We start from the raw sequence: 12,826 nt of genomic DNA on the forward strand, positions 1-12,826 counted from the left end.
TGGAAGTCCATCCAGTTCACCGACGACCCGCTGGCGGCCACCCTCGGCACCGAGGCGGAGCACGCGGTCAAGGCCGGCCTGCTGGAGAAGCCGGACCTCAAGGGCATCTACGACCTCACGCTGCTCAACAAGGTCCTCCAGGCCGACGGCGGGCACCCGGTCGACGACGCCGGTCTCGGCGCCAGCTGATCCCCGCCCGACGAGTTCCCAGGAGGTGACGACCATGGCAACGACCCTCGCCAAGGCCGCGGAGTCGGTGGAGTTCGCCGCTCGCCTTGAGCACGTCTCGAAGTCCTTCGCAGGACCGGGCGGGCAGCAGCTCGTCCTGGACGACATCAGCATCGATGTGGCGCCCGGCGAGTTCGTCACCCTCCTGGGGGCCTCGGGCTGCGGCAAGTCCACCCTGCTCAACCTGGTCGCGGGCCTGGACCGGCCGACCGCCGGCTCCATAGCGACGGACGGCCGGCCCGCCCTGATGTTCCAGGAGCACGCCCTGTTCCCGTGGCTGACCGCGGGCAAGAACATCGAACTCGCCCTCAGGCTGCGGGGAGTTCCCAAGACCGATCGCCGGGCCAAGGCGGAGGAGCTGCTCGGACTCGTCCGGCTGAGGGGCGCGTACGGCAAGCGGGTCCACGAGCTGTCGGGCGGCATGCGCCAGCGCGTGGCACTGGCCCGCGCGCTCGCCCAGGAGAGCAACCTGCTGCTGATGGACGAGCCGTTCGCGGCGCTGGACGCCATCACGCGGGACGTCCTGCACGACGAGCTGACCCGGATCTGGGCGGAGACGGGCGTGTCCGTCCTCTTCGTCACGCACAACGTGCGCGAGGCGGTGCGGCTCGCCCAGCGGGTCGTCCTGCTGTCCTCGCGCCCGGGCCGGATCGCGCGCGAGTGGACGGTCGGCATCCCGCAGCCGCGGCGCATCGAGGACGCGCCCGTGGCCGAACTCTCGCTCGAGATCACTGACGTACTGCGTGGGGAGATCCGCCGTCATGGCCAGCACTGAGACGACACCGGCCCAGGACGCCGGGAGCGTCGAGGCGGGCCTCGACGCGCTGGAGACCACGGCCGCCGGCCGTCCGCCCTTCAGCCAGACCTTCAAGAACAAGATCCTCCCGCCCGTCATCGCCATCGCCGTGGTACTGGTCGCCTGGAGCCTGCTCCACCCGGTCGTCGACGACCCCACGAAACTGCCCTCCCCGCAGGACGTGTGGTCCGAGGCCGAGGACCAGTGGCTCAAGGGGACCCTGCTCGAGTACATCTGGGGCAGCGTCTCCCGCGGTCTGCTGGGCTTCCTGCTCGCGCTGGTCATCGGTACGCCGCTGGGCCTGCTGGTGGCACGGGTGAGGTTCGTGCGCGCGGCGTTCGGCCCGATCCTGTCCGGTCTGCAGTCGCTGCCCTCGGTCGCCTGGGTCGCGCCGGCGGTGATCTGGCTGGGCCTGGACAACTCGGTGATGTTCACCGTGATCCTGCTCGGTGCCGTCCCCTCGATCGCCAACGGGCTGGTGTCCGGCGTCGACCAGGTGCCCCCGCTGTTCCTGCGCGCGGGCCGCACCCTGGGCGCGACCGGACTGCGCGGCACCTGGCACATCGTGATGCCGGCGGCACTGCCCGGCTACGTGGCCGGACTGAAGCAGGGCTGGGCGTTCTCCTGGCGGTCCCTCATGGCCGCCGAGATCATCGCCCAGTCGCCGGACATGGGCATGGGCCTGGGCCAGCTGCTGGAGGTGGGCCGCACCAACAGCAGCATGGCGACGGTCTTCCTCGCCATCCTGCTCATCCTGTTCGTCGGCATAGCGATCGACCTGCTGATCTTCAGCCCGCTGGAGCGGTGGGTGCTGCGCAGCCGCGGTCTGCTGGTGAAGAGCTGAGTCCCGTGCGCCCTGTGCAGCCGACCCGCCCCGTGCTCCTCGTCATCGCCCACGGCAGCCGCGATCCGCGCCATGCCGCGACGGTGCACGCCCTCGTACGCCGGGTGCGCTCGCTGCGCCCGGACGTGCGGGTGGAGACCGGTTTCCTGGACTTCAACCTCCCGTCCGTGCACGGGATGCTGGAGACGCTGGCGGCGCAGGGCGTCCGTGACGTCGTGGCCCTCCCCCTGCTGCTGACCCGCGCGTTCCACGCCAAGGCGGACATCCCCGCCGTGCTGCGGGAGGCGCCGTCGCGGCTGCGCGTCCGCCAGGCCGAGGTGCTCGGCCCGTCGCCGCTGCTGCTGGCCGCCCTGGAACGGCGTCTGCACGAGGCGGGGCTGAGCCCCGCCGAGAAGTCCTCGACCGGGGTCGTGCTGGCCTCGGCGGGGTCCTCCGACCCGGAGGCGATCGCGGTGATCGCCGACATCGCGCGGGAGTGGTGGCACACCGGTTGGTGCGCCGTGCGGCCCGCGTTCGCCTCCGCCGCTTCCCCGTCGGGGTTCCCGCGCACCGAGGACGCGGTGCGGGAGCTGCGCGCCCTCGGCTGCGAGCGGGTGGCCGTCGCGCCGTACGTGCTGGCGCCCGGTTTCCTGCCGGACCGCATCGCGCGGGGCGCGGCCGGGGCGGACGTCCTGGGCGACGTCCTGGGTGCGGCACCCGAGGTGGCCCGGTTGCTCGTACGGCGCTACGAGGGGGCGTGCCGCCCGGCCCTGACGGCCCTGGGGGCCTGAGGGCTTCCAGTGGACTTGGCGGAAGCCCCGTGGCGGCGGGGCTTTTGCCGGTCAGAGCCCGAGGGCGCTGATCAGCTGCTGGGTGAAGGCGAGGCTGCCGGTGCCGGCCGAGGCCGCGATGGCGATCGTGTCCAGTGCGGAGCGGATCCGGCCCCGGTTGGGCGGCAGGCCGTCCTCGACCGACTCCTGGAACTGGGCCTGGATGATCTCGCCCTGGGGCACCAGGTGCGGGTACTCGGCGCGCAGCGCCTCGATGAGCCGCGCGGTGAGGTCCAGCATGGTCGGCAGGTCGGGGTTGGCGTAGTCGATCCGGCTCTGCCCGTGGTCGCCGAAGTGGGCCGGACCGTTGGCGTTGCCGAAGTGGTAGGAGCTCATGTCCTGTCCTCGCTTGTGCTGCGGCGGCTCGGTTGCGGGCCGCGGGAGCCGTCGGATGGCTGGGTTCAGGGTGTCTGCCCGTGCTGCCCGCCCGGGAGAACCGTCGTGTGGGGCGCCGAAGTTGGTGGGGCCGCTGACGTTACCGAGGGGGTACGTCCGCGAGTTGACGATCTGTACGGCGGTGCGCGTGCGCGGTCGCGCCGCCGGCGGTGGCGGTGGCGGCACGGGATGCCGCCGGTGGCGCCGCGCGGTTCGGATCCGGTGCGGCGGGTGGCGCGGCGGACCAGGTCCCCCGCTTCCACCGGCGGTGCCGTCCGTCCGGGTTCCTCGTTCCCGCAAGGCGACCGCGGCGGCGCCGAGTGGGCCGAAAATCGCCACCCGTCCGAGTGACGCGGGCGCGTTGACCAGAGACCGGAGTCCGGCGAGGAGGGTGCGGGGTACGGCGATCCGGAGGAGGGCGAGCCGGCGGTCGAGGGCGGCGCCGCGACGGCCGGCCACCGGGGCGGGCCGGGCGAGGGCGACGAAGTCGGTGCCCGGGCTCGGCCCCGGGGTGTCGGGACCGCCGCCGGGGAGCAGCCGGTCGACGGACCGGGCCAGGTCGTCGTCGAGGTGCGCGGAGGCGCTCGGGCACCGGGCGACCCCGTTCTTGCGGTACGGCGGCAACGTCGGTGACGGTCTGCCGGTCACGCCCATCCGTCCGTCCCCCTCAGGCCTTTGGCGGTCCTCACCCTAGGGACGGCTCCGCGGGCTTGTCGCGGAGTTCGCAGAGGCACGGTGCCGGGAGGCGGGCGTGTGGTAACGGCCGCCGCGGTCCGGCGTTCCCCTGCGACGTCGGACCGCGACGGCTCTTGGTTCTGCGTCGGCCGGGGCCGCCGTGTCACACGTGCGCTGTGAACTGCCCGCCACAGCAACGTCTTTCGGCCAACTCGGGCAAGGCCGGTACGGGGCCCCGTCCGCCGCGGCCACACCGCCCGGCGTGGCACCGCGAACCCGGCGGCCACCTCGGCACCGTGGCGCGCCATGACGGCGACGCCGGTGCCCGGTGGACCCTGGTCCGGGCCCGGTCAGCCCCCGCGGCCGGCCCCAGGGACGGCCGGATCACGACCTCGACGGTGGCCGACCACCGTGCCGTACCGCCTCATCGGCCAGTTCGACCAGTTCGACGACCGACAGCGAACCGGCCGGCCGGCCTTCGCGCGCGAACGTGTTGGCCAGGCGCTGCAGCAGCTCGTTCAGCGGGGTGGGGACGCCGTGCAGCCGGCCGAGCAGGACGATCTCGCCGTTGAGGTAGTCGGCCTCGATGGTGCCGGTGCCCCGGACCAGGGACTGCCAGGAGGAGCCGCCGGCGCGCGGGCCCCCGTCCAGCGGGACCAGGGTGACCTTGTCGCCGCGGGCCGCGCGCTGTTCCTCCGCGGAGGCGTACGCGATCCCGGCGGCGTCGAGCACCGCCTCGCCCTCCGCCCGGACCCGCGCGAGCAGCGCCTGGGCCGCCTCGCCCACCATGGGTCCGCTGACCGCCTCCAGCGCGTTGCCGAGGTTCGCGAGCAGCTTCGCGTACTGCCAGCGGGCCACGTCGGGCACGACCGGCGCCTCGAAGTGCGCGTCGGCGAGGTCGGCGGCGATCCGGCGAGCGGTGTCGTCGGTGCCGTGCGGGACGCGGCCGAGGTGCAGGACGCCGGTGAGCGGGGCGCCGGCGGCGGAGACGACACCGGGTTCCACGAAGGTGGAGGGCAGCCAGACGCAGACGCCGTACACGCGCCGGAAGCGGCGCAGTGCCAGCCGGCCGCTCTCCACCCCGTTCTGCAGGCAGACCAGCGGCAGCCGTTCGGCCGCGGTGCCGCCGCCGGCCACGGGTACGCCGGCCCAGGTGTCCAGCGCGGCCACGGTGTCCTGGGTCTTCACGGCGAGCGCGAGCACGTCGTCGGGGCGCAGCTCGCCGAGCGGGCCCGGACCGTCGACGGCGGGCAGCCGGTGCGCCGACTCCCCCTCCGGCACCCTCAGTCGCAGCCCCTGCTCGCGGAGGGCGGTCAGGTGCGGGCCGCGGGCGACGAGGACGACCTCGCGCCCGGCCTGGGCCAGCCGGCCGCCGACGGTACCGCCGACCGCGCCGGCTCCGATGATGATGTAGCGCATGCCGCCGAGCCTCGCACACGCGTGCGCTCCTGTGGTGCCCGGTCACCGGTGCCGTGCGGAGCGGCCGTCGTGCCCCGTGGGGGCGGGCACGACGGCCGCTGTCCCGGCGTGGGCGGGGTTGGCGAAACTCTCGCTGATCGGCGGGGTGCGGATCAACTACTCCACACAGCTGTGACGGGTTCACCGCACTTTCGCCATCACAAACCGGGAGCGCCGTCGACGGACCGGACACCGGCGCCCCTGAGCACCATCCCCGAGAACCGGCGATAGGTGTAAGGGGCCGACGTCCTCCCCAGCGGTGATCCGGCCACCGCGCAGTTCACCGGACAGTACGACGAGATGGCCTGATCCGGCCCCTACCGTCGAATCGAACAGGCACACAGGTGGCGGCGGGAACCGTCACCGCACACGAGGGGGGCAGACCCGTCATGGGGAACACAGAGGTGCGGGCACGGGGGCTGGCCGCCCGCGCCGGCGGCTGGAGCGCCCGGCACCGCTGGGCGGCCGTCGGCATATGGGTGCTGTTCGTGGTGCTCGCGATGGGGCTCGGCTCCGCGGCGGGCCGCGTGGACGTGAACCAGAGCGACCAGCTCAAGGGCGAGACACACACCGCCGCGAAGATCATCGAGGACGCCGGGATCAAGGAGCCGGCCGGCGAGACCGTGCTGATCCAGGCGAGAACCGGCACCGTGACCGCCACCGGTGCCGAGTTCCGCGCGGCCGTCTCCGACGTCGTCGGGGCCGTACGGGCCACCGGCAAGGCCACGGGCGTCACCTCGCCGTACGACACGCACACCATCTCCCGCGACGGGCGCAGCGCGCTGGTCCGGTTCGACGTGCGCGGTGACGCCGAGACGGCCGCCGAACGGATCGAGCCGGTGCTCGACGCCGTGGCCGGGGTGCAGAAGGACCACCCCCGCCTGCGGATCGAGGAGATCGGCGGCGCCAGCATGCAGAAGCAGTACAAGGACGCCTTCGGCGACGACTTCCAGCAGGCCGAGTACTCGGCGGTGCCGGTGGCCCTCGGCATCCTGCTGATCGCGTTCGGCGCGCTGGTGGCCGCGCTGCTGCCGGTGGCCCTCGCGATCACCGCCATCATGGCGACGATGGGTCTGATGGGCCTGGTCAGCCACCTCCAGCCGATGAGCGACACCGCCAACTCCGTGATGCTGCTGGTCGGTATGGCCGTCGGTGTCGACTACTGCCTGTTCTACCTGCGCCGTGAACGCGAGGAGCGGGCGGCCGGCCGGGACGCGGGCACCGCACTGCGGATCGCCGCCGCCACCAGCGGCCGGGCCATCGTCGTCTCCGGTGTGACGGTGTGCGTGGCGATGGCGGGCATGCTGTTCACCGGGCTCGCCGAGTTCGAGGCGATGGGTCTGGCCTCGCTGATGGTCGTGGCGGTCGCCATGGTGGGCTCGGTGACCGTGCTGCCCGCGCTGCTGTCGCTGCTCGGGGAGCGGGTCGAGAAGGGCCGCATGCCGTTCCTGGGCCGCCGCCGCGGGGGCGGCGGGGACAGCCGGTTCTGGTCGGCCGTGCTGCGGGGCGTGCTGGCCAGGCCGCTGGTGTCGGTCGTCGTCGCGGCCGGCGCGCTGCTGGCGATCGCCGCGCCCGCGCTCGGCATGAAGACCCAGCAGCTCACCCTGGACCAGGAGTTCGGGAACTCGCTGCCCATGGTGCAGACGTACAACCACCTCAACGAGGCCTTCCCCGGCGGCAGCGAACCGGCCCAGGTCGTCGTCAAGGCGAAGGACATCGACGCCCCCGGCGTGCGGCGGGCGCTGGCCGACTTCCGCGAGCAGGCCGTCGCCTCGGGCGCCTCGCGCGGCCCGGTCGACGTCAAGCTGTACGCCGCCCGGAACGTCGCCCTGGTGTCCGTGCCGCTGGTCGGCGGCTCCGACATGGACCGGGCGACCGAGAGCCTGGAGAAGCTGCGCGACGAGGTGCGGCCCGCGACCCTCGGCAAGGCCGACGGCGTGCAGGCGCCGATCACCGGGCAGGTCGCGGGCAACCACGACTTCAACGACCAGCTGATGGGCTCCGTGGTCCCGGTCTTCGCGTTCGTGGTCGTCTTCGCCTTCCTGCTGATGCTGCTGTCGTTCCGGTCGCTGACGGTCGCGATCACGTCGATCGTGCTGAACCTGCTGTCGGTGGCCGCCGCGTACGGCATCCTCGTCGCCGTCTTCCAGCACGGCTGGGGGGCCTCGCTGGTGGGTGCGGAGGGAGTCGGCGCGATCGTCACCTGGCTGCCGCTGTTCCTCTTCGTGATCCTGTTCGGTCTGTCGATGGACTACCACGTGTTCGTGGTCTCCCGGATCCGCGAGGCACGGATGCGCGGCCGGACGACGAAGGACGCGATCCGGCACGGCGTGGTCACCACCGCCGGGGTCGTCACCAGCGCCGCCGTCATCATGGTCGCCGTGTTCGCCATCTTCGGCACCCTGTCCATGCAGTCCATGAAGCAGATGGGCGTGGGCCTGGCCGCGGCGGTCCTGATCGACGCCACGGTCATCCGCGGGGTGCTGCTGCCGGCGGTGATGGCGCTCCTCGGCGAGCGCAACTGGTACCTGCCGAAGTGGCTGCACCGGCTGCCCGACCTCACCCACGACGAGGCGCCGGAGCCGGTCGCGCCGCCGGTGTCCGACCGCGGCGAGCGGCTGACCGTCTGATCCCACCGGCCGCCGCAGGGCCCGCAGGTCCCCCGTCGCCCTTGAACGGGTGGGGACCGGCGGGCCCTCGCCCGTGCGGCGGCAGCCGGCGGACGCGACGACGCGGCCAGGTGCGGTGCGGCGGCCTGGCGCGGTGCGGTGCCACGGTCCGCGGCCCGGCGCCATCAGGTCCACGGGCCGGCGTGACGAACGACCGGGTCTAACGCGGGCCGCGGCCGGGCAGTTCCGCCTCGATGAGGTCGGCCGCCCGCCGGGTGCCGCCCTCCCGGGCCGTCTCCGCGCGCACCTCCTCGAGCCGGCGGGCCACCTCGGGGTCGTCCACCAGGGCCAGCGCCGCCTCGCGGAGCCGGTCGGCGGTGGCCTCCTCGGCGGGCAGGTGCCGCGCTACCCCGAGCGCCTGGAGCATGTCGGCGTTGCCGAACTGGTCGACGGCCTGCGGTACGGCGATCATCGGCGTGGCGGTGACGAGCCCCTCCTGGCTGCCGCCGGCGCCCGCGTGCGTGACGAACAGGTCGGCCTGCCGCAGGACCGCCAACTGCGGCACCCAGTCGTGGACTTCGACGTGGGCCGGTACGTCGCCCAGCTCCTCCCGCCGCACGTGCCGGCCCACCTGGAGGACGACGTGCCAGCCGGGCAGGCCGGCGAAGGCGCGCACGCACTCCCGGTAGAAGGCGGCCCGCTTGGTGAAGGCCGACCCGAGGGAGACCAGCACGACCTTCTCCGCGTCCGCGGGGCGCCGCCAGTCACCCTGCTCGGCCCGGTCGCCCTGGCAGGCGCCGACGAAGGTGTGGACGCGCTCGTCGACCCGGTCGGCGTGGGGCTGCAGGGCCCTCGGGATCAGCACCAGGGAGCGGGCCGGGCGGCCGACGAAGGGGTCCGGGTGCCGGGTGATCCCGTTCTCGGCGAGCCAGGCCCCGAACCGGGCGTAGTAGGCCTGCCCGCGCGCGGTCCGGCGCGGCTCGCGCCACATCGGCTCGGCCACCTCCTCCTCGTATCCCTCCCAGGCGACGAGGTTCGGGGAGAGGGAGACCGCCGGGACGCCCCAGCGGTGGGCGAGGACGCGGGCCGGGTAGGAGGTGATGTCGTGCAGGACGAGGTCGGGGACGTCGTCGGCGTAGGCCTCGGCGAGCTGCGGGAGCGCCTGGATCGCGTCGTCCAGGAACGGCTCGACGTTGTCGAGCAGGGTGGTCCCCCAGGCATCGGGGTCGGCGTCGGGTCCGGGCAGCGTGGAGGTGTAGGGCACGGGCCGGGCGCCGGTGGCGGCCACCTTGTCGGCGAAGGACGGGGGGATGGCGTAGGTGACGCGGTGGCCGCGGGCGACGAGTTCGCGGATCACCTCCAGGCTGGGGTTCACATGGCCGTGGAGGGCGATGGAGAACATGGCGATGTGGGCGGGTGGGGTCACGGAAGGCATACCGACGAACCTAGACGAGACGATACGTCTCGTCTAATCAATTTCCGTGCACCGCGGGTGGCACCAGGTCGCCGTCCCTCTCCAGGCCGCGGCGCAGCTCCGCCAGGCCGATGGCGCCGCTGTAGTACTGCTGTCAGGCCGGGGTGGCCGCCTTGTCCGGCGGCGCCGGCCCCAGCGGGACCATCGCGTACCGGCCGGTCAAGAAGCCGCGGAAGAGGGTCGAGGGCCCGCGCACGGTGAGCGGTCGGTGCGAATGCGAGACTGGCCGGGGACGGGGGCCGGGCGCCGGACGGGCACGGCACGGGAAGACGGCACGGAGGCACGAGGATGGACGAGGCACGCGCGCGGGAAGTTCTGGCCGCGGCGGGAGTGCTGCCGGGGCCGGCCCGGGACGCGCGGCTCCTGGCCCTCGGCGAGAACGCGGTGTTCGCGGCCGGTGACCTGGTGGTGAAGGTGGGCCGGGACGCCGAGCTGCTGGCGCGGGCCGGGCGCGAGCTGGCCGTGGCCGGCTGGCTGGCCGACGCCGGCGTACCGGCGGTGCGGGCGGCCGAGCCGAAGCCGCTGCTGGTGGACGGCCACCCGGTGACCGTGTGGCACCGGCTGCCGGATCCCGAGCGGCCCGCGGAGCCGGGGGACCTGGCCCGGCTGCTGCGCGTGGTGCACGCACTGCCCTCTCCCCCCTTCGAACTGCCGCCCCGCGATCTGCTGGGCGGTGTGGAGCGCTGGCTCCGGCTCGCGGGCGACGCGATCGACCCGGAGGACGCGGCTTATCTGCGGGCGCGCCGTGACGGCTTCGCGGCGCGGGCGGCGGCGCTGACGCCCCGTCTGACGCCGGGTCCGATCCACGGCGACGCGCTGCCCCGCAATGTGCACGTGGGGCCGGACGGGCCGGTCCTGGTCGACCTGGAGACCTTCTCCGCCGATCTGCGCGAGCACGACCTGGTCGTCATGGCCCTCTCCCGCGACCGGTACGGGCTGCCCGCCGCGTCCTACGACTCCTTCACCGAGGCGTACGGGTGGGACGTGCGCGAGTGGGAGGGCTGTGCGGTGCTGAGGGGCGCCCGGGAGACGGCGAGTTGCGCCTGGGTGGCCCAGCACGCCCCGGGCAGTCCGAAGGCGCTGGCCGAGTTCGAGCGGCGGGTGGCGTCCCTGCGGGACGGGGACCCGACGGTGCGGTGGTACCCCTTCTGAGGGTGCCCTGTTCCGAGGACGCCCTGTTCCGAGGACGCCCGTCCCCTGCGGCTGCCCTCGGGCCCCAGCGGCTACGCGATCCGGTCCCGGGAGGCCGGCGCGCGCAGCGGCCACGCGCCGTCGACCACGGCGTCCGCCTGCCCCTTGCGGCGCAGGAACGCCTGGAAGTCGGCCGCCCAGTCCGCGTACCACTCGATCTGCCGCTGGTGCAGCTCGGCCGGGCCCAGGGACGCGATCTTCGGATGGCGCTCGGCTATCGCGGCGGCGAGGCGCGCCGCGGCGAGGGCGTCGGCGGTGGCGTCGTGGGCCGACCCGAGGACTATGCCGTACTCGGCGCAGACCGCCTCCAGGTTCCGTTTGCCACGGCGGTAGCGGTCGGCCCAGCGGTCGATGGTGTAGGGGTCGATGACCGGGGCCGGGTAGGCGCCGCCGAGCCGGTCGGTCAGCGACGGCAGTCCGTACCGCCGCAGTTCGGCCGAGAGCAGGGTGAGGTCGAAGGCCGCGTTGTAGGCGACGACCGGGACACCCGTCCTCCAGTGGGCGGCCAGGACGTCCGCGATGGCGTCGGCCACCTGGTCGGCCGGCCGGCCCTCGGCCGCCGCGCGTTCGCTGCTGATGCCGTGCACGGCGACCGCGTCGGCCGGGATCTCCACGCCGGGATCGGCCAGCCATTCCCGGCGCCCCATGGGCTCGCCGGCCCTGACCTCGATCACGGCGCCCGTGACGATGCGCGCCTCGTGCGGATCGGTCCCGGTCGTCTCCAGGTCGAAGCCGATCAGCAGCTCCCGGTGCCAGCCCATGGGCGGCCCCCCTTCTTGGTGGTGCTTTCCCCCAGTGGCTCCCACCATCGCACGGGGCACTGACAATCCGAGGCTCGCGTTCCGCTTGCCGTCAGGGACAGTTCAGGACACCGGGCGCGAATCCGCCCACGCCAGCTCGAACTCCTCGCGGTATGTCGGGAAGAGTCCGGCTTCGCTCACATCATCCGACTTGACCAGCTTGCTGCCGTTGCGCAGCACCAGCACCGGCGACTCCATGCCCCGCGCCCCGCGCAGGTAGGACTGCACCACGGCGATCCCGTCGGCGCCGTCGCCGTCCACCAGGTAGGCGGTGAAGCGCGGCGTCTCGTCGTACACCTGGATCTCGAACGCGCCCGGATCGCGCAGCCGGGACCGCACCCGGCGCATGTGCAGGATGTTCATCTCCACCGAGCGGCTCAGTTCGCCCCGCTTCATCCCCAGCTCCCGTTCCCGGCGCTTGACCGAGCTGGAGGCCGGGTTGAGGAAGAGCAGCCGCACCCGGCAGCCGGACTCGGCGAGCCGGAGCAGGCGCCGCCCGGAGAAGTTCTGCACCAGCAGGTTGAGGCCGATGCCGGTGGCGTCGAGCCGGCGGGCCCCGCCGAAGATGTCCTCGGCCGGGAACTGGCGCAGCAGCCGCACCCGGTCGGCGTGGACCGCGACGACGTCGGCGTACCGGTCGCCGACCAGGTCCTCGACCGCGTCGACGGGCAGCCGGCGCGCCGAGGGCACGTCCCCGCCCGCGCCGAGCATCTCCAGCAGCCGGGCGGAGGCGCGCTCGGCCTGGCCGAGGACCGCCTCGGACAGGGCCCGGTTGCGGGAGACGACGTTGCGCGTCACCTCCAGCTCGTCCAGGGCCAGTTCCAGGTCCCGGCGCTCGTCGAAGTACGGCTCGAAGCACGGCCAGTGCTGCACCACCAGCTCGCGCAGCTGCGGCAGGGTGAGGAAGCTGAGCACGTTGTCGTCGGCCGGGTCGAGCAGGTAGCCCTTGCGGCGGCTGACCTCGCGGACGGCGACCGCGCGCTGCACCCACTCCTGCCCGGCCGGGCCGGCCGCGGCGACCACCCACTCGTCGCCGTGCACGGGTTCGTAGACGGGCCGCAGCACGGCCGCCACGACGGCGCGCAGCCGCTGTTCGACCAGGTTCAGCCAGATGTAGGCCCGTCCCGCCCGCTGGGCGCGGGTGCGCACCTCACGCCAGGCGTCGGCGTCCCAGTCCAGCTCCGGCCCGATGGATCCCGCGTCCATCGGCCGGGCCAGGGACACCGCGCCGGGCGGGACGTCTGTGGAGTTCCCCTCGTGACCCTCGTCACCAGGAGGCAGCTCCAGCCCTCCCGAGCCCACCCGTGCACCGCCTTCCGCTCCCCCGGGCCTTTCCCGTCTCAACGATCAAGGAAGGGTACTCCGCGAGCGGACGGCGGTGCAGCCGGATGGGCAGGTCGGTTTCCCGATCGCTCAGCTCAACTACGCTATTCCCAGTGTCCGTTCTGCCATGCCAGTTCCTTCGGAGTGAGCGGATTCATAGCCGTGACGTCCCGGGGCGCGATGGAGAAGCCCTGCCAGTGCACGGGCATGGGCTGCTGGTCCTCGTCCCGGGCGATGTGGTGGA

General features: G+C 73.6%; 10 protein-coding genes and 2 pseudogenes. 6 read left to right on the top strand and 6 right to left on the bottom strand.

The annotated features are described in order from the left end of the window. The 4 genes and pseudogenes from IE312_RS41220 to IE312_RS21865 form a co-directional block, all read left to right on the top strand. Window positions 1-189, top strand: a pseudogene (locus IE312_RS41220) (sulfate ABC transporter substrate-binding protein); the annotation flags it as partial. A 34-nt stretch (window positions 190-223) separates the two neighbouring features. After that, on the top strand, window positions 224-1,003 hold the full coding sequence (locus IE312_RS21855; protein ID WP_189984046.1) for an ABC transporter ATP-binding protein: 780 nt from the start codon (window positions 224-226) through the stop codon (window positions 1,001-1,003). Next, on the top strand, window positions 990-1,868 hold the full coding sequence (locus IE312_RS21860; protein WP_189984047.1) for an ABC transporter permease: 879 nt from the start codon (window positions 990-992) through the stop codon (window positions 1,866-1,868). The genes IE312_RS21855 and IE312_RS21860 overlap by 14 nt, the downstream gene beginning before the upstream one ends. Window positions 1,869-1,873: 5 nt before the next feature. Further along, window positions 1,874-2,638: a sirohydrochlorin chelatase gene (locus IE312_RS21865; protein WP_229900271.1), complete on the top strand. Its 765-nt coding sequence runs from the start codon at window positions 1,874-1,876 to the stop codon at window positions 2,636-2,638. A 51-nt stretch (window positions 2,639-2,689) separates the two neighbouring features. Here IE312_RS21865 and IE312_RS21870 read toward each other — a convergent pair whose 3' ends face one another. Then, window positions 2,690-3,013 (bottom strand): hypothetical protein, encoded by a 324-nt coding sequence (locus tag IE312_RS21870; RefSeq protein WP_189984048.1) that lies wholly within the window; start codon window positions 3,011-3,013, stop codon window positions 2,690-2,692. A gap of 1,098 nt (window positions 3,014-4,111) precedes the next feature. Then, window positions 4,112-5,146 carry a ketopantoate reductase family protein gene (locus IE312_RS21875; protein ID WP_189984049.1) on the bottom strand — a complete coding sequence of 345 codons (1,035 nt, stop codon included), beginning with the start codon at window positions 5,144-5,146 and terminating at the stop codon, window positions 4,112-4,114. Window positions 5,147-5,574: 428 nt separating this feature from the next. Between IE312_RS21875 and IE312_RS21880 the strand changes: the two genes are divergently transcribed. Continuing rightward, complete coding sequence (locus IE312_RS21880) at window positions 5,575-7,815, top strand: MMPL family transporter (protein ID WP_189984050.1); 2,241 nt, start codon at window positions 5,575-5,577, stop codon at window positions 7,813-7,815. 199 nt (window positions 7,816-8,014) lie between these two features. On the opposite strand, the gene mgt is transcribed toward IE312_RS21880, so the two are convergent. Then, the gene (gene mgt, locus IE312_RS21885; protein ID WP_189984051.1) at window positions 8,015-9,229 is read right to left on the bottom strand and encodes a macrolide-inactivating glycosyltransferase; all 1,215 of its coding nucleotides are present in this window, start codon (window positions 9,227-9,229) and stop codon (window positions 8,015-8,017) included. A gap of 327 nt (window positions 9,230-9,556) precedes the next feature. Here mgt and IE312_RS21890 point away from each other — a divergent pair, with 327 nt between their 5' ends. Then, the gene (locus IE312_RS21890) at window positions 9,557-10,420 is read left to right on the top strand and encodes a phosphotransferase enzyme family protein (RefSeq protein WP_189984052.1); all 864 of its coding nucleotides are present in this window, start codon (window positions 9,557-9,559) and stop codon (window positions 10,418-10,420) included. 71 nt (window positions 10,421-10,491) lie between these two features. Here the strand turns inward: IE312_RS21890 and IE312_RS21895 are convergent, their stop codons facing one another. The 3 genes and pseudogenes from IE312_RS21895 to IE312_RS41225 form a co-directional block, all read right to left on the bottom strand. Next, a complete protein-coding gene (locus IE312_RS21895; protein ID WP_189984053.1) occupies window positions 10,492-11,220 on the bottom strand; it encodes a 3'-5' exonuclease in 729 nt (242 codons plus the stop codon). Between the two features lie 102 nt (window positions 11,221-11,322). Beyond that, a complete protein-coding gene (locus tag IE312_RS21900) occupies window positions 11,323-12,561 on the bottom strand; it encodes a DUF5919 domain-containing protein (RefSeq protein ID WP_189984054.1) in 1,239 nt (412 codons plus the stop codon). Between the two features lie 125 nt (window positions 12,562-12,686). Further along, window positions 12,687-12,826, bottom strand: a pseudogene (locus tag IE312_RS41225) (copper amine oxidase); the annotation flags it as partial.

It is taken from the genome of Streptomyces capoamus, assembly GCF_014654935.1.
GTDB lineage: Bacteria > Actinomycetota > Actinomycetes > Streptomycetales > Streptomycetaceae > Streptomyces > Streptomyces capoamus.

What these genes read in the sequence shown, in the direction of transcription:
- IE312_RS21875 (WP_189984049.1), bottom strand. Translation starts at nt 5,146, where the DNA reads ATGCGCTACATCATCATCGGAGCCGGCGCGGTCGGCGGTACCGTCGGC.
- IE312_RS21870 (WP_189984048.1), bottom strand. Translation starts at nt 3,013, where the DNA reads ATGAGCTCCTACCACTTCGGCAACGCCAACGGTCCGGCCCACTTCGGC.
- IE312_RS21855 (WP_189984046.1), top strand. Translation starts at nt 224, where the DNA reads ATGGCAACGACCCTCGCCAAGGCCGCGGAGTCGGTGGAGTTCGCCGCT.
- IE312_RS21860 (WP_189984047.1), top strand. Translation starts at nt 990, where the DNA reads ATGGCCAGCACTGAGACGACACCGGCCCAGGACGCCGGGAGCGTCGAG.
- IE312_RS21880 (WP_189984050.1), top strand. Translation starts at nt 5,575, where the DNA reads ATGGGGAACACAGAGGTGCGGGCACGGGGGCTGGCCGCCCGCGCCGGC.
- IE312_RS21890 (WP_189984052.1), top strand. Translation starts at nt 9,557, where the DNA reads ATGGACGAGGCACGCGCGCGGGAAGTTCTGGCCGCGGCGGGAGTGCTG.
- mgt (WP_189984051.1), bottom strand. Translation starts at nt 9,229, where the DNA reads ATGCCTTCCGTGACCCCACCCGCCCACATCGCCATGTTCTCCATCGCC.
- IE312_RS21895 (WP_189984053.1), bottom strand. Translation starts at nt 11,220, where the DNA reads ATGGGCTGGCACCGGGAGCTGCTGATCGGCTTCGACCTGGAGACGACC.